The sequence below is a fragment of the Corynebacterium sp. KPL3927 genome (assembly GCF_040225835.1).
In the GTDB taxonomy this organism is placed as follows: domain Bacteria; phylum Actinomycetota; class Actinomycetes; order Mycobacteriales; family Mycobacteriaceae; genus Corynebacterium.
The window spans coordinates 181,948-199,920 of sequence record NZ_JBEHGD010000001.1 but is presented as its reverse complement, the minus strand read 5'-3'; the positions used below and the strand labels follow the sequence as shown (position 1 = coordinate 199,920).

General features: G+C 63.2%; 17 protein-coding genes and 1 tRNA gene. 13 read left to right on the top strand and 5 right to left on the bottom strand.

The annotated features are described in order from the left end of the window. Nucleotides 1-46 precede the first annotated feature (46 nt). Nucleotides 47-550: a phage holin family protein gene (locus ABRP86_RS01010; RefSeq protein WP_023025036.1), complete on the bottom strand. Its 504-nt coding sequence runs from the start codon at nucleotides 548-550 to the stop codon at nucleotides 47-49. Nucleotides 551-676: 126 nt separating this feature from the next. On the opposite strand from ABRP86_RS01010, the gene ABRP86_RS01005 reads away from it, so the two are divergent. The 8 genes from ABRP86_RS01005 to ABRP86_RS00970 all read left to right on the top strand — a co-directional run bounded on the left by ABRP86_RS01005 (nucleotide 677) and on the right by ABRP86_RS00970 (nucleotide 6,338). Next, nucleotides 677-1,393 carry an oxidoreductase gene (locus ABRP86_RS01005; protein ID WP_349862113.1) on the top strand — a complete coding sequence of 239 codons (717 nt, stop codon included), beginning with the start codon at nucleotides 677-679 and terminating at the stop codon, nucleotides 1,391-1,393. A 350-nt stretch (nucleotides 1,394-1,743) separates the two neighbouring features. Continuing rightward, entirely contained in the window at nucleotides 1,744-2,814 is a 1,071-nt protein-coding gene (gene ssd / locus ABRP86_RS01000) for a septum site-determining protein Ssd (protein WP_349862112.1), read from the top strand. Further along, nucleotides 2,811-4,013 carry a TadA family conjugal transfer-associated ATPase gene (locus ABRP86_RS00995; RefSeq protein ID WP_349862111.1) on the top strand — a complete coding sequence of 401 codons (1,203 nt, stop codon included), beginning with the start codon at nucleotides 2,811-2,813 and terminating at the stop codon, nucleotides 4,011-4,013. Before ssd ends, ABRP86_RS00995 begins: the two co-directional genes overlap by 4 nt. Next, a complete protein-coding gene (locus ABRP86_RS00990; RefSeq protein ID WP_349862110.1) occupies nucleotides 4,006-4,785 on the top strand; it encodes a type II secretion system F family protein in 780 nt (259 codons plus the stop codon). The genes ABRP86_RS00995 and ABRP86_RS00990 overlap by 8 nt, the downstream gene beginning before the upstream one ends. Continuing rightward, nucleotides 4,782-5,405 carry a type II secretion system F family protein gene (locus ABRP86_RS00985; RefSeq protein ID WP_349862109.1) on the top strand — a complete coding sequence of 208 codons (624 nt, stop codon included), beginning with the start codon at nucleotides 4,782-4,784 and terminating at the stop codon, nucleotides 5,403-5,405. The genes ABRP86_RS00990 and ABRP86_RS00985 overlap by 4 nt, the downstream gene beginning before the upstream one ends. Nucleotides 5,406-5,470: 65 nt before the next feature. Further along, a complete protein-coding gene (locus ABRP86_RS00980) occupies nucleotides 5,471-5,674 on the top strand; it encodes a DUF4244 domain-containing protein (RefSeq protein ID WP_005276515.1) in 204 nt (67 codons plus the stop codon). Between the two features lie 33 nt (nucleotides 5,675-5,707). Next, a complete protein-coding gene (locus ABRP86_RS00975) occupies nucleotides 5,708-6,022 on the top strand; it encodes a hypothetical protein (RefSeq protein ID WP_023016597.1) in 315 nt (104 codons plus the stop codon). Further along, nucleotides 6,015-6,338 (top strand): Rv3654c family TadE-like protein, encoded by a 324-nt coding sequence (locus tag ABRP86_RS00970; protein ID WP_349862108.1) that lies wholly within the window; start codon nucleotides 6,015-6,017, stop codon nucleotides 6,336-6,338. The genes ABRP86_RS00975 and ABRP86_RS00970 overlap by 8 nt, the downstream gene beginning before the upstream one ends. Here the strand turns inward: ABRP86_RS00970 and ABRP86_RS00965 are convergent. Next, on the bottom strand, nucleotides 6,335-8,707 hold the full coding sequence (locus ABRP86_RS00965; RefSeq protein WP_349862107.1) for a DEAD/DEAH box helicase: 2,373 nt from the start codon (nucleotides 8,705-8,707) through the stop codon (nucleotides 6,335-6,337). The two genes, ABRP86_RS00970 and ABRP86_RS00965, sit on opposite strands and share 4 nt — an antisense overlap. A gap of 180 nt (nucleotides 8,708-8,887) precedes the next feature. Here ABRP86_RS00965 and ABRP86_RS00960 point away from each other — a divergent pair, with 180 nt between their 5' ends. Next, nucleotides 8,888-9,091: a cold-shock protein gene (locus tag ABRP86_RS00960; protein ID WP_005276524.1), complete on the top strand. Its 204-nt coding sequence runs from the start codon at nucleotides 8,888-8,890 to the stop codon at nucleotides 9,089-9,091. Between the two features lie 15 nt (nucleotides 9,092-9,106). On the opposite strand, the gene ABRP86_RS00955 is transcribed toward ABRP86_RS00960, so the two are convergent. Further along, nucleotides 9,107-9,745: a DedA family protein gene (locus ABRP86_RS00955; protein WP_239268918.1), complete on the bottom strand. Its 639-nt coding sequence runs from the start codon at nucleotides 9,743-9,745 to the stop codon at nucleotides 9,107-9,109. A 246-nt stretch (nucleotides 9,746-9,991) separates the two neighbouring features. Between ABRP86_RS00955 and topA the strand changes: the two genes are divergently transcribed. Both topA and ABRP86_RS00945 read left to right on the top strand, forming a co-directional pair. Beyond that, nucleotides 9,992-12,997 carry a type I DNA topoisomerase gene (topA, locus tag ABRP86_RS00950; RefSeq protein WP_349862106.1) on the top strand — a complete coding sequence of 1,002 codons (3,006 nt, stop codon included), beginning with the start codon at nucleotides 9,992-9,994 and terminating at the stop codon, nucleotides 12,995-12,997. A gap of 26 nt (nucleotides 12,998-13,023) precedes the next feature. Beyond that, complete coding sequence (locus ABRP86_RS00945; RefSeq protein ID WP_349862105.1) at nucleotides 13,024-13,782, top strand: hypothetical protein; 759 nt, start codon at nucleotides 13,024-13,026, stop codon at nucleotides 13,780-13,782. Here the strand turns inward: ABRP86_RS00945 and ABRP86_RS00940 are convergent. Together ABRP86_RS00940 and ABRP86_RS00935 are read right to left on the bottom strand one after the other, a co-directional pair. Further along, nucleotides 13,775-14,983, bottom strand: coding sequence for a DUF418 domain-containing protein (locus ABRP86_RS00940; RefSeq protein ID WP_349862104.1), 1,209 nt, complete (start codon nucleotides 14,981-14,983; stop codon nucleotides 13,775-13,777). The genes ABRP86_RS00945 and ABRP86_RS00940 overlap by 8 nt on opposite strands. After that, on the bottom strand, nucleotides 14,983-16,515 hold the full coding sequence (locus tag ABRP86_RS00935; protein ID WP_034659466.1) for an adenylate/guanylate cyclase domain-containing protein: 1,533 nt from the start codon (nucleotides 16,513-16,515) through the stop codon (nucleotides 14,983-14,985). Before ABRP86_RS00935 ends, ABRP86_RS00940 begins: the two co-directional genes overlap by 1 nt. Before the next feature lie 37 nt (nucleotides 16,516-16,552). On the opposite strand from ABRP86_RS00935, the gene ABRP86_RS00930 reads away from it, so the two are divergent. Beyond that, a complete protein-coding gene (locus ABRP86_RS00930) occupies nucleotides 16,553-17,752 on the top strand; it encodes a DNA polymerase III subunit delta' (RefSeq protein ID WP_349862103.1) in 1,200 nt (399 codons plus the stop codon). A gap of 101 nt (nucleotides 17,753-17,853) precedes the next feature. Beyond that, nucleotides 17,854-17,929: transfer RNA gene (locus ABRP86_RS00925), tRNA-Thr, on the top strand. Nucleotides 17,930-17,973: the final 44 nt, after the last annotated feature.

Genomic DNA, 17,973 nt, shown 5'->3' with positions numbered 1-17,973 from the left:
AATCCGCCCCAGGAAAGGCTGAGGCGGATCTAATAGTGCGTGCGGTTTAGGTATACAGGCCGTGAGTGTCCTTCCGGTCCAGCGACTTCTGCGCCTTGCCCGGAATGAGGTTCTTGAGTTCCTTGGTGGAATCTATGGTCTTCTGCGGTGCCTTAACCTTCTTGACATTCTTGACGCCGAGTAGGGCGAGGGCACCGGCCGCCACGATCATCACGAGGAAGACGATCAAGAAGGCAGCCCAGCGGTCCAGCCAGAGGGCGAGGAGCTCAGCGAGGAAGAAGAAAAAGAAGAAGGAGCTGTACAGCGCGATGGTGCCCGCTGCGCCGAAGAAGCCGGCGCCAATGCCGCCCTTCTTGGCGGACTCCGCCAGCTCCGTCTTGGCGAGCTCTACCTCAGAGCGCACGAGCTGGGACATCTGCTCGGTGGCATTGGAGACCAACTTGCCGATGGAGGTTTCGGAGGACGATGCATCAACATCGCTCAAAGGAATCGAATTAACCTTTGGTGCGAATTGATCGGTGCCGTCAGTAAATAATCCATCGTTGCTCACGATTAATTCTCCTCGTTTTCATCTAAACCTTGTAACGGCCCCAATGATAATAGATACAGCGCGGTTTTATGGTGCCGCGCCAGTCACAGGGGGCGTTCGGGGCTCGGGGCGTCTAGGGCTATCCTAATGTATATGCCAGAAAATGACGCGTTATCCCCGCTATTTCGCTTCCCGGGGGTGAAAGAAGGTGCGGAAAAAGCCGCAGCAGCCATCGCGCGCGCCCACCGCAGGCCGGCCGGGCTGCGCAGGTATGAGGTCATCTCCGCGGAGTCCTTGATGCGCGGGGCGCGCGCCAGCGTGGCCTTGGATGGGCACGCCATCCCCCCACACCCTGGCCCGGGCGATGTGGAAAGCGGGCCGCTCGCCGGCGCGGTCAGCGCGTATTCCGTGGCGGCGCCTGAGGTGGTGGATTCCACCGTCCGCTCCTTTGCCCGCGCGCCGCTGCAGGTGCTCGCGCGCATCGACGTCGCCGCCGGAGGAAACGGGATTCCCAGCGGCGATAGTACGCGCTTGCAGGGCTTGGCGCGCCTGATTGCGCAGGGCAGCGGCCCCGCATTCCGCGATCTCTTGCCAAGCGTCGTGCATGCCGAAATCGCGGCCGGTGAATTCTTTGGCCCGCGCAGCGGTGTCGTAGCGCGCGTTGCGGCCCGCCTTGCCGCTATTCATACCGGCTTTGATCCCCGCGGGTTCGCCGTTCCAGAGGTGTATTTCCACCGCCATTCCAAGGACTACCGCGAGTGCCGCGCGAACTACCGCGACAGGCCCGGTGAGGTGGTGCTTTTTCACCTCTCAGCCTGGGCGGCAGGCGGTAAAGAAGCCGATGCCATCGCCCGCGCGGCCTAGCCGTATCCTCGTATTCGGTAGGCGGCGAACATCCATTCGGCGCAGGTCAGCGCCGTGCAGGTAGATTATTTTTCTTAGCTGTTGTGATCGGGTAATGAACGTGTCATAATAATCGGTGCAAGGCCCCGATATACTGTGTGGCCTGCCCCGGCTCGCCCCCCGAGGCCGGGTTACTGACGGCCCGCGCGCACCCCCCGATGCGCGGGCCGTCACCTATATCTACGGTTATCCACAAGGTTTTGTTGGAAATTCAACTAACTGAGCGCTAAGTGGTGGCTTTCGCCCGCTTATCCACAGGCGGGAAGTCCCGTCCCTAGTGCAGGTGGCGCGGGTGCTTCAGGCTAGGGGACATGAATACAGCACACTCTCGCTCCACCATCGTCGTCGCCATAGGCGAGGAAGCCCTGCGCGCCGAGGCGGTCCATGCCGCCGCCGCGACCAGCCACGAGGTCATCACGGTAACCGATCCCCGCGATATCCCGCGCAGCCTCCCCGGAGCCTATACGGTCTTGGTCGACGCGCTCATGGCGCGCGTTATCGCCTCGGCCCAAGCCGCGCAGACCGCTCCCGCTCCGGTGCTTTTCCTCGCCGCGGACCCAGGGCCCATCGATTATGAAGCGGCGCTTGCCTGCCATGCGGACCACGCCTTTATAATCCCCGCGGAGATTAAAGACCTGTTGGCCGCAATCGCCCAAGCCGCGCACCCACCAGAAGATCGCCCCGGTAGCGCCACCATCGCGGTGGTGGGCGCCAGCGGTGGGGTAGGCACCTCCACCTTTGCCGCCGCCCTGGCGCGCTCCCACTGCATGGCGGGTGAGCAGGCGCGGGCGCTGCTTATCGATGCCACCGCGCACTCCGGCGGCCTCGATCTCCTCCTCGGCGTGGAAGCTTTGCCAGGCGCTCGCTGGCCAGAGCTCAATATTGGCGATGGCAGCATCGACGCCGCCGATCTCTACCGCGCCTTGCCTTCTACCGCCGATGGCATAGCGGTGCTATCCGCAGCGCGCAGCACGGTGAAAGACACCTTCACGCTAGATGCCACGCTTTTGGCGGCGGCGACGTCCGCGGCGCACGCGGGCGAGGGCTTGTGCGTGGTGGATTGCACGGCCGAAAATATCCCGGCTGCCTGCACGCACGTGGTGTTGGTGGTGGCCGCGGAGGTGCGCTCGGCAGCGGCGGCCGCACAACTCATCCTGCGCATGGATGAGGCCCGGCGCGACATCGTGGTGGTCCTGCGCCAACGGCAGTGGGCGGCTCTCAGCGCGCCAGAGGTAGAAGACATCATCCACCACCGAGTCAGCGCCCAATTGCCCACCGTGCGCGGGCTCACCCGCAGCATCGAGATCGGTGGACTACCGGCCCGGCTTCCCGCAGCGCTTGCCAAAACCGCCCGTGCGGTGCGCGAGGAGGTAGGGGCATGAGCGCGGCGATGGATAGTTCGGCCGAAACCATGGAAAAGACCATGGAGAAGATGCAGCGCGTCATTGCCGCCGAGCCGGATCTGGTGCACGACGCCCCTAGCCTGGCCCGGCGGATCCGGGAAGAAGCAGGGGTTATCAGTGACGTCGCCGTGGTAGATCTGCTCCGGTGCCTGCGCCAGGATGCCACCGGCATGGGGCCACTGGATGCCTTATTAGCCCGGCAGGGCGTCACTGATGTCGTGGTCAACGGGCCAGAGGACGTCTTTATGGACCGCGGTGAAGGATTAGAGCGCAGCGATATCACCTTTCGCAACGATGGGGAGGTGCGACAGCTCGCTTCCCGGTTGGCCGCGGCCTCGGGAACGCGGCTTGATGATGCCCAGCCTTTTGCCGATGGCCGCGTTACGCGCCCCGATGGCGTCGTGCTCCGCGTGCATGCCCTTTTAAGCCCACCCGCCGTGGGCGGAACGTGCATTAGCCTGCGAGTATTGCGTCAGGCGCAGACCACCCTGCCGCAGTTGGTGGCCAATGGCACCGTGCCGGCGGACATCGGCCAGCTGCTTGCCGCGATGGTGGACAAGCGATTGTCCTTCCTCGTCATTGGCGGCACCGGTTCCGGAAAGACGACGCTGCTCTCGGCGCTTTTAGGGACCGTATCCGAGCGTGAGCGCATCGTGGTCATCGAAGATACGGCGGAGCTATCACCCCACCACCCGCATTGCGTGAGCATCGTCTCGCGCCGGGCAAACGCGGAGGGCAGCGGGGAAATCACCATGGCGCAATTGCTGCGGCAAGCGCTGCGCATGCGCCCGGACCGCATCGTCGTCGGTGAGATTCGAGGTCCAGAGGTAGTCGATCTCCTCGCCGCGCTGAATACGGGCCACGATGGCGGCGCGGGTACCTTGCACGCCAATTCCCTCTTTGAGGTACCCGCCCGCATGGAGGCCCTCGGCGCACTCGGCGGCCTGGACCGCAGCGCCCTGCACTCGCAATTAGCGGCCGCCGTCAACGTGGTGCTGACCATGGAGCGCACGCCACATGGCCGGCGCCTGGCTCATATCGGCGTCTTAGAGGGCAATCCGGTCACCCCGCGCATCGTCTGGAGTGCAACCGAGGGCCCCGCGCCCGGCTTTGCGGAATTCTCGGCCGCGCTGTTGGAGGAACCGCACGAAGAAGCAGGAGGTCAGGCGGATGCTTAGCTTCTTATTGCTCGCCGCAGCGCTGTTGCTGTCTGTGCCCTCGAGCGCGGCCCGCATTGCTGGCAAGGGCAGCCGGATAAAGGCCAGCTCCTTAGCCATTTTGGGCGCCGTATTCTGTGGCAGCTTGGTCTTCTTCTCGGTCGGGCGGATGAGCATTGCGGTTGCGGCAGCGATCATCGCCTGGTGCGTGTCGTGGTATATCAAGGACATCATGGCCGCCCGCGCGCGCCGGCGCGGCCGCGAAGCCCTAGCCGGATACTTTGGGGTCGTCACGGCTGACCTGCGCGCCGGGGCAACCCTTGGAAGCGCGCTATCGCGCGGGGCGGAGTCCCTTCCCGCGACGACGCCGCGGGATATGATCGCAGCCTTAGAATCCACCGCTACCGCCGCTGCGCGCGGTGCGCCCCCACACGTGGCGCTCTCTGGCGCCCATGCGGATGCAGAACTTACCCGGCTGGGCCACCTGCTCGAATTATCGACACAGCACGGCATTGCGGTAGCAAGCCTCTTTGAGCAGGCCCAAAGCCGGATGGATGCGCTGCGCCGCCACCACCAATCCACCGCGGCCGGCCTGCAAGGGCCCCAAGCTACGGCCACGGTCTTGGCCTGCCTGCCCATTGCGGGCATCGCCATGGGTGGGGCGATGGGGGCCAATTCGCTGGGCTTCTTGCTCGGCGGGGGATTAGGCGGAATCCTGCTGGTCATCGGGGTGGGGCTTGCCTGCGGCGGCTTTGCCTGGTCCCGCGTCATTATCAGGAAGGCGGCACCATGATGGCCTTTATCTGCCTGGCGCTGGCCGTGCTCGTTGGGCTGCCGGCCACCAAGGGGCGGCTGGGGCCGGCTACGGCACAATACACAGCGCAGCACACGGCGAAGACCCCGCGCGCCGGCCCAAGAAAGCGCGATGGCGCAACAGCGCGCGGGGGATTGATGAGCAAACTCCAGCCATCTACCACCGTGGATCCACTCCTCGTGGCCGGGGATATCGAACTTTTCGCAGCTTGCCTGAGTGCGGGCCTGACGGTGCACGCGGCTGCTACGGCAGTCGCGCGCACGGCAGAGGCCGATACCCAGCACCTGTGGGAGACGGTATCCGCGCTCCTAGGGGTTGGCGTGCCCACGGAATCTGCATGGGACCACATGAAAGGCCATGCGGGACTAGAGGACGTGGCGGGGCTTGTCATCTTATCGGGCCAATCCGGCGCCACCATAGCCGCCGGATGTACGCGAATCTGTACTTCATTGCGCGCCGAAGCATCTGCTCACGCTACGGCTAAAGCAGAGCGTGCAGGAGTATTCATTGCCCTCCCACTGGCGGTGTGCTTCCTGCCAGCATTCATCGTTCTAGGCCTCGCGCCCGTAGTGATCAGCTTGGGCGCGCAGCTTTTCTAGACGCACCACCTTTCACTTCTACTCAACCACTCAACCACCACACCTTTTAAGAAAGGACTCCTAAAATGTCTGCACTATTTATTAAGTACTCCCAGCTCACCCGCGCCCTCGTCCGCAACGATGAGGGGATGAGCACGATTGAATACGCCATGGGATCGCTCGCGGCCGCAGCGCTTGCCGGCGTGCTGTACATGGTTATCAACGGCGGCGGTGTGGTCGATGCCATCGAGGGAATTATCACCGATGCGCTATCGAATACTCCAAGCTAGCCGGGCGCACTAGAACACAAGAAAGGAGGAATCATGCGCACGGTAGTCGATGACGATGGTTCCGTGACCATCGAGGCCGCCCTGGCATTAAGCTCCCTCGTCCTCGTGGCGGCGGGCATCATCGGTGCGATTGCGACGATGGCGTCCTATATCGCGGCGGTGGATATGGCGGGCGCGGCGGCTAGGTCGCACGCCATTGGCGTCGAGTACCAACCGGCGCGCGAGGATGCCCGGGTGAGCGTGCAGGAAAGTGCGGGGCTTATCAGGGCATCGGTAAGCGTCGATGCTCCCATTGGCACTATGAGCGCGGAAGCGGTCTTTCCCGCCGAGGTGGCCGGCAATGACTAGCAGGCTCCACGGCGAGGATGGATACGCCACCATCGCAGCCACCGGAATCATCGTCGCCATTATCAGCTTATTGCTGGTCATCGCGGCGGTGGGATCCCGTGTGACCGCGCGCCATGAAGCGCAAGTGGCCGCGGACCTTGCCGCCGTGGCCGGCGCGTGGGCCTTAGCCACCGGCAAGGATGCATGTGCGGCCGCAGAAAGCACCGCGCGGGATAACGGCGCGAGCCTCGAGGAATGCACAGAAAATGTACCCGATATCATCGCCGTTGCCGCGGTGCGCGGCCAGAGCGCCACGGCCAAGGCGGGCCCGGTCTAAACCGCGGCCTCCTGCGTCATGGTGACGAGCGCGCCGAGCAGCTTGATGGCACCGTCCTTGCTCAGCGGGTTATTGCCATTGCCGCACTTGGGCGATTGCACGCACGATGGGCACCCGGCCTCGCAGGGGCAGGAGCGCACCGCCTCAAAGGTGGCCGCGATCCACTCGGGGAAGCGGCGGAAGCCTTCTTCGGCAAACCCGGCGCCGCCGGGGTGGCCGTCGTAAACAAAGATGGTGGGAAGCTGTGTATCCGCGTGCAGGGCGGTGGATACGCCGCCGATATCCCAGCGGTCGCAGGTGGCGATAAGCGGCAGCAGGCCAATGGCGGCATGTTCGGCCGCATGCAGGGTGCCGGGGATATCGGCGGCGGTAATGCCCATCGCAGAAAGCGCCAGCGGGTCGATGGTATAGGCCACGGCGCGGGTGGTCAGCCGCTGTTCGGGGAGATCGAGGGGGATATCGTCGCCGATGGTGCCATCGGCAAGCCGCACCTGATAGCCGGTGACGCGGTCGGTGACCTCGACCTCCACGTCCGCCACCCACAGGCCTGGGGAGTAATTGACCAGGTTATCGGCCTCGCGCACGATGCGAATATCCGTCGTGGAGCGCGGGGTGGTCGAATACTCGGGGGTCTCCGGGCGGGCAAGCGCCACATAATCGGATAGGAGGAGCTCCTCGATGACAAAACTTTCGCCCTGGTGCAGGTAGACCGCGCCGGGGTGGACCTGGCTGGTCGCGCGCGCTGCATCGATGGTGCCCAAGAGCCGGCCATCTGAGGCATCCACGATCATGACCTCCTCGCCCGCCCCACCGCGCAGCGATACCGCCGAGTGGGCGGTTTCTGGCGAAAGCTCTTCCGCGCTAGAGGCAGGAATGGGCACGGCAAACCACCCGCGCTCGCGGCGGCGGACGAGTCCCTGCTCCGCAAGCTGGTGGATGACCTCGCTGGCACCCCACTTAGCAATGGTGGCATCATCGAGCGGTTTTTCCACCGCCGCGCAGTAGATATGGCCAAAGAGGATATAGGGATTCGTGGGGTTGAACACGCTCGCTTCCACCGGCTTGCCCAAGAGCGCATCGGGGTGGTGCACCAGGAAAGTATCCATGGGTTCATCGCGGGCGACGAGCACCACGAGCGAGCCTTGCCCGCGCCGGCCCGCGCGCCCGGCCTGCTGCCAAAAACTGGCCACCGTGCCAGGAAATCCGGCGGTGACCACGGCATCGAGCCCGCCGACGTCGATGCCCAGCTCGAGGGCGGAGGTGGTGGCGACGCCTAAAAGGGAGGCATCGTCAAGCGCCTGCTCCAGGCGGCGGCGGTCCTCGGCCAGGTAGCCGGCGCGGTAGGCGGCGATGCGCTGCGCGAAATCCGGCCGACCCAAGCTGCCGGAAAGGGTCTCGGCGGCTACCATCGCCACGACCTCGGCGGAGCGGCGGGAGCGCACAAAGGTCATGGTCCGGGCGCCTTCCGCGATGAAGGTCGCCATCATCTCGGCGGCCTCGGTGGTGGCCGCGCGCCGCACGGGGGCGCCGTGCTCGCCCTCCGCGCCCTCCAGATACCCAGGTTCCCAGAGCGCGACCGTGCGCGCGCCGGTGGGGGCGGAATCCTCAGTAATAGCGTGCGCCGGGCGGCCGGTCAGGCGCTCGGCATGCCGGGCCGGGTCATTCATCGTTGCGGAGGCATAAATGACGGTGGGCCGCGATCCATAATGCCGGCACAGGCGGAGCAAGCGGCGCAGAACCAGAGCCACATTGGCGCCGAATACGCCCCGGTAGGAGTGGCATTCATCGATGACGACGAACTCCAGGTGGCGCAGCACCCGCGCCCACCGCGCGTGCGCGGCCAGCATGGACATGTGCACCATATCGGGATTGGAAAACACCAGGCGCGAATGATCGCGCACGCCCGCCCGCGACTCCTGGGGCGTATCGCCGTCATAGGGCGCGGGCACCACGTTTTTAAGCTCCGGAATCCCGCGGCACAGCTCGAGCGCGGACTGCAGCTGATCCGATCCCAGGGCCTTGGTGGGGGTGAGGTAGAGAGCGCACGCGGTCTGATCCTCTGCCAGCCGGGTGAGGATGGGAAGCTGGTAGCCCAAGGATTTGCCGGAGGAGGTGCCGGTAGAAATCACGGCGTCGCGGCCCTGCCACGCGCATTCGGCGAGCTCGGCCTGGTGGGCATAGAGCTTGCCGATGCCCCCATCTACCACCTTCTCCTTCAGCCCCGGCAGCACCCACTCTGGCCAGTCGGCGTAGCGCGCCCGTTTTGCCGGGAGCGTGGTGTGAAACGTCAGGGTGGACTCAGAAAGGCGCCGCTGGATGAGTTCTAGGAGCTCTTCACCAATGGGGTTATCACCAGCCGGGTGAGACAATTTTTACCCCCTTGTGAGTTAAATCTATCGCTTTGGCGTGGAACGTGTCACACTGTTGACAGGCCAATGTCGTCTTGGTGCGGTTTTATACTTCACGGTACTGCTCGAGGACCCATTTACCGAATAACTACCGGCGCGGCATTCCGCGCTACCTCTTTAAGAAAAGGAACTTAGTTCACCATGACACAAGGAACCGTTAAGTGGTTTAACTCCGAAAAGGGATACGGCTTCATTGAGCGCGAGGACGGCGGCGGAGACATCTTCGTGCACTACTCCGAAATTCAGGGCAGCGGCTTCCGCACCTTGGAAGAAAACCAGAAGGTCAGCTTCGAGGTTGGATCCGGCCCGAAGGGCGACCAGGCGCAGGCCGTTTCCATTCTCTAAAATTCTCTAGGGTTTTTAAGCGCCGTAGGGCGTTTCGGCGTAGCCGCGGCGGGTGTCCCACCACTCTATGATGCTGTTTTGGGCCTTTTGCAGCCCCAAGCCGATGAATACGGCGGCGATAATGCTGATAACCATCGCAAACAGTGGGGTATCGGAGAACGCCATGCCGCCCACATAGCCAATGGCCAAGGCCTGGAATATCCAGAGCATTACGCCAATGGTGTCGAAGAAGAGGAAGACCGGCCAGGGAAAGCGCATTGACCCCAGCAAAATGGTCATAAAGAGCCTGGCTGAGGGGATGAAGCGGGCAATGATAATGGCCGCTCCACCGCCGCGGCGCACATTGCGTTTTACCCAGGTGAGGGCCTCGTAGGCCTTCGTTCCTTTTTGGATGCGGTTAAGCAGCGGCATAAACCGCGTTCCCAGCAAAAAGCACAGGTTATCACCCAGCATGGCGGCTACGAGCGCCACAAAGAACATGGTGGGCAGGTGCGGAAATCCCTGCGAACCGGCCCAAGCGCCGACCATATTCAGCGGGATTTCAGAGGGGAGCACTGGAAAGAAACAGTCCCCGAAAATGAGCAGGCCCACGATGGGATAAACCCACTCCGTGCCCATGATGGCTTCAATCCACATCGTTACTGTGTCAACCATCTAATCCTCCACGGGGTGTGTTGTGGGTGTGCTATCGTCCCTAACAATGCTTTCACAGCTGCTGGACTTTCTAAAAAGGTCAGTATAGACCGGTTCGGTGGGGGTGCGAAGCGCCCCCTACTAAGCCTTTTGGTAGTACCAAGTATATGGTGCGAAGAACGGTATAAACCACCTGTGTACGCTAGGGGCGATTGCTGAAAGCGCACAAATTTTAATGTTCGCATCATCGAAAGGGATGAAGTCGAAGTGGCAGAAGCGGCCGAGCCGGGCAAAACTTTAGTGATTGTGGAGTCGGCAACTAAGGCGAAAAAGATCCAGCCGTACCTGGGAGATAACTACATCGTGGAGGCCTCCGTGGGCCATATCCGCGATCTCCCGCGGGGCGCTGCCGACGTGCCGGCGAAGTTCAAGAAAGAATCTTGGGCCCGCTTGGGTGTTAACCCGGAAGATGACTTCGCCCCGCTCTACGTCGTTAGCCCGGATAAGAAGAAAAAGGTCGCTGACCTCAAATCCAAGCTGAAGCAGTGCGATAACCTCTTGCTGGCAACAGACCCGGACCGCGAGGGCGAGGCCATTGCTTGGCACCTATTGGAGGTTTTAAAGCCCAAGGTGCCGGTGCGCCGCATGGTCTTTAATGAGATCACCAAGTCCGCCATCTTGGAGGCGGCGGAAAACACCCGCGACTTGGACTATGACCTTATCGATGCCCAAGAAACCCGCCGCATCCTCGACCGCCTCTACGGCTACGAAGTCTCGCCGGTGCTGTGGAAGAAGGTCATGCCGCGCCTTTCGGCTGGGCGCGTGCAGTCGGTGGCCACGCGGGTCATCGTCGAGCGCGAGCGCGAGCGCATGGCGTTTATCTCCGCCGATTACTGGGATTTGCTCGCCACCTTGGACGCGGGCACCGGCAGCGGCGAGGGGCCGTCGGCCTTTGACGCGCGCCTGACCGCGGTCAATGGCAAGCGCGTGGCTGTGGGCCGCGACTTCGACGATCGCGGAAACGTGAAGACAAAGGACGTCATCGTCATCACCCAGGCGCAGGCGGAGGCCTTGGAAAAGGCCCTGCAGGGCGCGGGCATGACCGTAGCCGGGGTTGAGCACAAGCCTTATACCCGCAAGCCTTATGCGCCGTTTATGACCTCGACGCTGCAGCAGGAGGCGGGCCGGCGCCTGCACTTTACCTCGGAGCGCACGATGCGCATTGCGCAGCGCCTCTACGAAAACGGCCACATTACGTATATGCGTACGGACTCCTCTTCGCTGTCCAAGCAGGGCTTGAACGCCGCGCGTAGCTCCGCTACCAGCATTTATGGCGAAGAATACGTCTCGGATTCCCCGCGCGTCTATGACCGTCGCGTCAAAAACTCGCAGGAGGCGCACGAGGCGATCCGCCCCGCCGGTGAGTCCTTTGCCACCCCGGGCCAGCTGTCTAGCCAGCTGGATGCGGAGGAATTTAAGCTCTATGACCTGATTTGGAAGCGCACAGTGGCCTCGCAGATGGCCGATGCCAAGGGCACCTCCATGAAGGTGGCCGTGGCTGGCACCGCGACGACGGATAATGGCGCCTATGACGTCGAGTTCTCCGCAACCGGCCGCACCATTACCTTCCCGGGTTTCTTGAAGGCTTACGGCGCCGACGAGGATACGAGCAAAAAGAGCGAAAACCGCCTGCCACACTTGGAGGAGGGCCGCGATCTGAAGGCCGAAGAGGTATCGGCAGAGGGCCACTCCACCAACCCGCCGGCGCGCTATACAGAAGCCAGCCTGGTGAAAAAGATGGAAGACTTGGGTATCGGCCGTCCTTCGACGTATGCCTCGATCATCAAGACCATCCAGGACCGCGGTTACGTGGTCTCGCGCGGCAACGCCCTGGTTCCTTCCTGGGTAGCCTTCGCTGTGGTGGGCCTTTTGGAGGAAAACTTCACCGAGCTGGTGGACTATGACTTCACCTCCTCCATGGAAGATGAGCTGGACTCCATTGCCACCGGCACGGAGGATGGCACGGACTGGCTGAACGGCTTTTACTTTGGCAACGCTGAGGCCAACGAGCACAAGGCGGCATCCATCGCGCGGCATGGCGGGCTGAAATCGCTTATCGATGTCAACCTCGAGGCCATCGATGCCCGCAAGGTCAACTCGTTGAAGCTCTATACCGATTCGGAGGGCCGCGAGGTCTTTGTGCGCGTCGGCCGCTACGGGCCCTATATCGAGCGCGCGATCGGCACCAACGAGGACGGCAGCGTGGAATACCAGCGCGCCAACCTTTCGGAGACCGTGACCCCGGACGGGTTGAACGAGCAGCTGGCGGAAAAGCTCTTCGCCACCTCGCAGGGCGGACGCCAGCTGGGCGAAAACCCTGAAAACGGCCGCATGGTGGTGGCGAAGGAAGGCCGCTTTGGCCCCTATGTCACCGAGGTCGTCCGCGATGATGAGCGGGAAAAGGCCGAGGCGGAGGCCTTGGAGATCGTCGCGAAGGAGCGCGCCGAAGAGGATAAGCAGCGCGCCGAGGAAGGCAAGCGCGCCAAGAATTGGGAGACCAAGACCGCAGCGAAGCAGAAGGAAAAGCGCATCAATGACTACATTGATGAGAAGCTGAAGCCGGGCACAGCTTCGCTGTTTAGCTCGATGGAGCCGCTGACCGTCACGCTGGAACAGGCCCTTGAGCTGCTGTCTTTGCCGCGCGAGGTGGGCGTGGACGACGGGGAGATGATCACCGCCCAAAACGGCCGCTACGGCCCGTACCTGAAGAAGGGCACGGATTCGCGCTCCCTGGCTAAGGAAGAGCAGATCTTTAGCATCACCTTGGAAGAGGCCCGCCGCATTTATGCGGAGCCGAAGCGCCGTGGCCGCGCGGCCGCACAGCCGCCGCTGAAGCAGCTGGGCGATAATGACGTCTCGGGCAAGCCCATGACCGTTAAGGATGGCCGCTTCGGCCTGTACGTCACGGACGGCACCACCAATGCGTCCCTGCGCCGCGGTGACGATCCGGAGCAGCTTACCGATGCCCGCGCCAATGAGCTCCTTTCCGAGCGCCGTGCCAAAGAGGCCTCTGGGGAGACGAAGAAGAAATCAACGAAAAAGTCTTTTAAGAAGAGCACAAAGAAGTCGACGAAGAAATCGACGAAAAAGGCCACCAAGAAGGCGACCAAAAAGTCGAGCAAAAAGGCCACTAAGAAGGCAGCTAAGAAATCCAGCTCGAAGCCTTCGCCCGGCACGAAGAACGTGGTGAAGGCCGGCTCGCGCAAGAAATAAGTACTGAGATAAGTAAGGTGGCGGGCATGAATGATTTTCTTGCGCGCACCGAGGAAGGCACCGCGGCCTTGACCCGCGCGGTGTCCGAAACTTTTGCTGATGTCACCGACCCAGCCCGGCGCACGCCGCGGGGCTGGCGGCGTTTTGCGTACCTAACGCTAGGCGAGTCCACGGTGTGGTCCCGCCTTTTTGGCTGGAAGAAGGCCCACGCCGTCACGAGCGCGCCGCTTTTGCCGCTATTGGCCGCGGAGGCGCAGGACCCCACCCTGAGCCCCGCCCTGTTGGCCGGCGCGGTGGGGCAGGCGGAAAAGTCGCGCCGCTTGCACCGCCCCTCCCTCCTCGGGGTAGCTGGCGTTAGCGCTAGCCACGCGGCTTATTCGTGGGTGCTTTATCGGCACGGCGCGCGCAACGATGCCCGCGGGTGGGGCCTGCGCGCCATCGCTTGGGTAGCGGCGATCGTCGCTGCGCGCAAGCAGCCCACCCGGACCGCGGTAGCGGTCGGCGGCGCGGCGGTGCTCACGACCTCGGCGCTGGCGGGCGATCCGTGCCTGCGCACCGATGCGACGAAGGGCTTGAGCCACGGCGCGAACCTCTTGGTTGCGGCGGAAGGCCTGACGGCGCTGCGGGCGCGGCTGTCTTTTGCTGAGTCTCAGCAGAAGACGCGGATACTGAAGAAAAACAAGAAACAGGCCAAGCCCACGAAGGCGGCCCGGGCGGTGGGCGCAGCGGAGGCCGGCGCTTTTGCCTTGGGGCACTTCCTGCTAGTCGATGCCCTGACTAGGTAAGGTCCTGACTGGGTACGCTCCGCTCCGGCTGCATGCTCGGGCCATAAGATAGCCGGCGGTGCACCACTTCGAAGGGCCCGCGCAGGCCCAGCGCTTCGAGCACGCAGGCGCCGATTACGGTCACCAGCCACACGCCGCAGGCGAGCCCGGCTTGTCCAAAGGCACCAAGCTCGTGGCCGAAGTCCAGCGTGAAGGGGTGCACGAGCAGGAAAAATAGTATCGACTGGCCCACGTAACCGCTCATGGATCGCTTACCCAGCGCGACGAAGGGCCACAAGAGCGCAGGCACGGAAGCGCCGGCGGCTAGGCGCTCTTGCACGGGTTGCAAGATAAGGGCGAGCCCGGCGAGGATTCCCGGCCCGGTCAGCACGCCGAGGAAGGAATTGGCGCTACTGGCCGCGCTTGCCCAGCGCTGATCGATAACCCCGAGGGTACCCAAGGACCACAGCGTGCCAATGACCAGCGTTACGGCGGCGGCGATGGCCACCCAGCGCAGGAGTTGGGGGCGGTGAGAGGGGACATCGGCAAGCACGCCCTCGCGCGCCCACACAAAGCCCACCAGCATGACCGGCAGATACATCAGCACGATGAGCGGGGCGGAGATTATCTGCGCGCCTAGGGTGAGAAGCTGGCTCAGCAGCAGGTCACCGTAGGAATTTACCGTGCCAATGGCATCGACGGGGATATCGAGCCCGCCGTCAACCGCGGAGAAAATAAACGCGGCGATGCCGAGCACCGTCAGCACCCCGAGCGCGATATGAGAAATCTTGCGCAGCGTAGAATTATGCAGCGTGAGCAGCAGCGCAATGACTATGCCCGCTATGCCATAGACAAACATGATATCGCCCCAAAACAGCAGCACCATGTGCACCGCGCCTAGCAGCGCGAGGAAGCCATAGCGCTTGGCGATGACCCTCCTTGCCTCCCCCAGCGGAAATCCCCGCCGCCACAGGCTCATCGCAATAAGCCCCACGCCGAAGCCCAGCAGGGTAGAAAACATGGGCAGGCCGCGATTGTGCACGAAGAAAGCGCCGAAGACGACGGCGATTTTATCGAGCACGCTGTCATCGAGGATGCCGCCGAAATACGCGCCCGGCCGGTTCTCAGTGATGATCCACGCGGTGGTCATATTCGCTATCGCGATGCCTAAAAGCGCCATTCCGCGCGCAGCATCGGGCACGATGAGGCGGGTTCTGGCCACTAGATTTCGCACCGTTCTGCCAGGCTGGCGCGAATGGGGCGGGCCAGCTGGGTCATGCGGCGGCGCCCGCGCAGCTCAATGGATTTCATGACGGTCCAGCGGGCCTGCTCGGCCTCGTTGGCCGTCTTTAGGGTGGCGGCGTTGGTCAGGACCTGGCCGGGGGTGTCCTTAGCCATTTCGGTCAGGCGGGCGGCCTCGTTGACGGCATCGCCAATGACGGTGTACTCGAAGCGATCCGCGCCGCCGATGTGGCCTGCCACCACGTGGCCGGAGGCGACGCCGATGCCGGCCTGCAGCTCGAGCCCGCGCAATTCCCCGCGCAGCTCGCGGGCGGCCTGCAGGGCCATCGAGGTCGAGTCGTACACATTGAGCGGTGCGCCAAAAACGGCGAGGGCGGCATCGCCCTGAAACTTATTAATGATGCCCTTATTGCGGTGCACCACCGTTACGACGTGCTCGAAGAATTTATTGAGCTCCGTGACCACTTCCTCTGGGGAGTGGTTGACAGCGAAGGTGGTGGAACCGATGACATCGATAAACAGCACCGCGACCTTGCGGTCCTCGCCGCCCAATTCTGGGCGCTCATCAAGGGCGCGCTGGGCCACCTCGGTGCCCACGTAGCGCCCGAAGATATCGCGGACGCGCTGGCGCTCGCGCAGCCCGCGCATCATCTCATTGAAACCGGCTTGGAGGACGCCGAGCTCGGATCCATCGTAAATATCGACCTCGGCATCGGCTTCGCCGCGGCGCACGCGGTTAATCGCATCCTGCAGCTCCACGATGGGATCGACCACGCTCATGATGGCAAAGCTGGTGCCGATAAACCCGGTGGCCAGCGCGGTGAGCGCCAGCGCCACGATGGCCGGGATGATCTCGCTGGCATCGCCAGAGAAGAGCCCGGTGTGCTGCCCCAACAGCACCAGCACGATGCCGAGCAGCGGCACGCCGGAGGTCATCAGCCAGGTGGAAAACAGGCGGTATTTGATGGGCGGTTCGACGGTGGAATCTTCGAAGCGGCGGGCGACGGCCTGGGCTGCGACGGGTCGCACGAGGCGCTCGGCCTGTAGGTAGGTCAAGATGATGACCACCAGGCCCGCCAGGGTGGTGGAGACACCCACGACGAGCCCGAGGCGCCCGGATTGCCCGCTGGAGATAGCCACGGTCAAGATGATGCCGATGAGCCAGACTGCGGCCGCTACCAGGGATTGGTAAACAGGGATGCGCAGTACGAGGGTGCGCACCATATTCGGATCGTGTGCATCGGGATTGCGCTGCCAGTCCAGCACGGGGCGGAAGAGCAGCAGGGTAGCGGCGATGCCGATGATGACCGCAAAGATGAGGTAGACCGCCGCCACTCCCTTCAGGTTGGGCAGCTCGGCGGCAAAGTCTTCGATTTCCGGCATGGGCAGGAAATAGAGGATGAAGGTCATGATCGCGATGGCGCCGATGATATTGGCGCCCAAGACCAAGGCAGCGTATACCGGCCATTGGGTTCCCATAAGCCAACGAGCGCCACGCAATAGTCTGTTCATAACTACTTACTGTAGTAAGACCAGTAGGCTAGAGCGAGTGAATACGGGAAGCGTTGCGCAACGATTGGCAGATACCCCAGGTGTGGCCCGCACTATCTTGGGTGCCGCGCGGGCGGCGCGGGGGATGCCGGGGGCAGATCCGCGGGCGATGAGCCACTCCTGGCTCTTTACCGGCCCGCCCGGTTCCGGGCGCTCCTTGGCCGCAATCGATTTCGCGGCCGCGCTCATGTGCGCGGATCCGGAGGAGCCGGGCTGCGGAAAATGCGAGGCCTGCCGCGCCGTGCTGGAGACTAAGCAGCACACGGACCTGGTCTTGGTGGACCCGCAGGAGGTCATCATCCCGGTGGATACGGTGCGCGAGGTCATCGGACGCGCCGCGAGCTTGCCCACGGTCGCCCCGTGGCGCGTCGTGATCTTCAATAACGCGGATCGCCTGAACAATAATGGCGCCAACGCGCTGCTGAAGACGGTGGAGGAGCCGCCGGAGCGCACCGTGATCATCATGTGCGCGCCTTCCGATGCCCCCGAGGACTTCTCCCAGACCCTCCGCTCGCGCTGCCGGCACCTGTACATCCCCTCGCCGTCGGTGGAAAATATCGTTGCGCAGTTGGTGAGCGAAGGCGCCTCGGATCACGATGCCCGCCTCGCCGCCGTGACTTCCCTGCGCCACGTGGGCAGGGCGCGCCACTTGGTGGCAGATCCTACGGTGCAAAAACGCCGGGCGGTGGCCATCAACCTAGCAGAGGACATCTTCCACGAATCCCAAGGCTTCCAGGCGGTGACCTCGCTCCTCAAGCTGGTGGATGCGGATGCGAAGGAATCGCACAAGGAGGAAGAAGAAGCGGAGCTTGCCAAGCTGGAAAATACCTTTGGCGTGGGCGCAAAGGGCAAGGGCGCGGCGAAGGCGCAGCGTGATGCCCGCTCCGCTATCAAGGATTTGCAAGAACAGCACAAGAAGCGGGCGAAGCGACGGGTTATCGATAATCTCGACCTGGTACTCGTCGATCTCTCCGGAATCTACCGCGACGCGCTGATGAGAAAGGTGGGCGCGCAGGTGGAGATGACCCACCCGGATTTCGCGGGGCTATCTGGCGAGCTGGCGCAGCGGGTGAGCGAAGAGGGCCTCTTGGAGTGCCAGTCCGCCATTTCTTATTGCCGCGAGCAGCTGACCCAGAACGTGGGCACGCAGATTGCCTTCGACGGCTTGGTGGGCAGGATGCGGCGGGCCTGCCTCTAGGGCCGGTCTTTAGCGCCGGCCCGCCAAAAACCGACCCTGAGCCCCGATTTCTTTTCCGCGCCACCCCTGCGATAGAATCGCCAGTGCTGCTTATACAGCGCGCCGCCTTAGCTCAGTCGGTAGAGCATTTCACTCGTAATGAAAAGGTCGCGAGTTCGATTCTCGCAGGCGGCTCCATTTTTATATGTGCGGGTTCTCTTCTTTAATGTAAACTCTCCTTC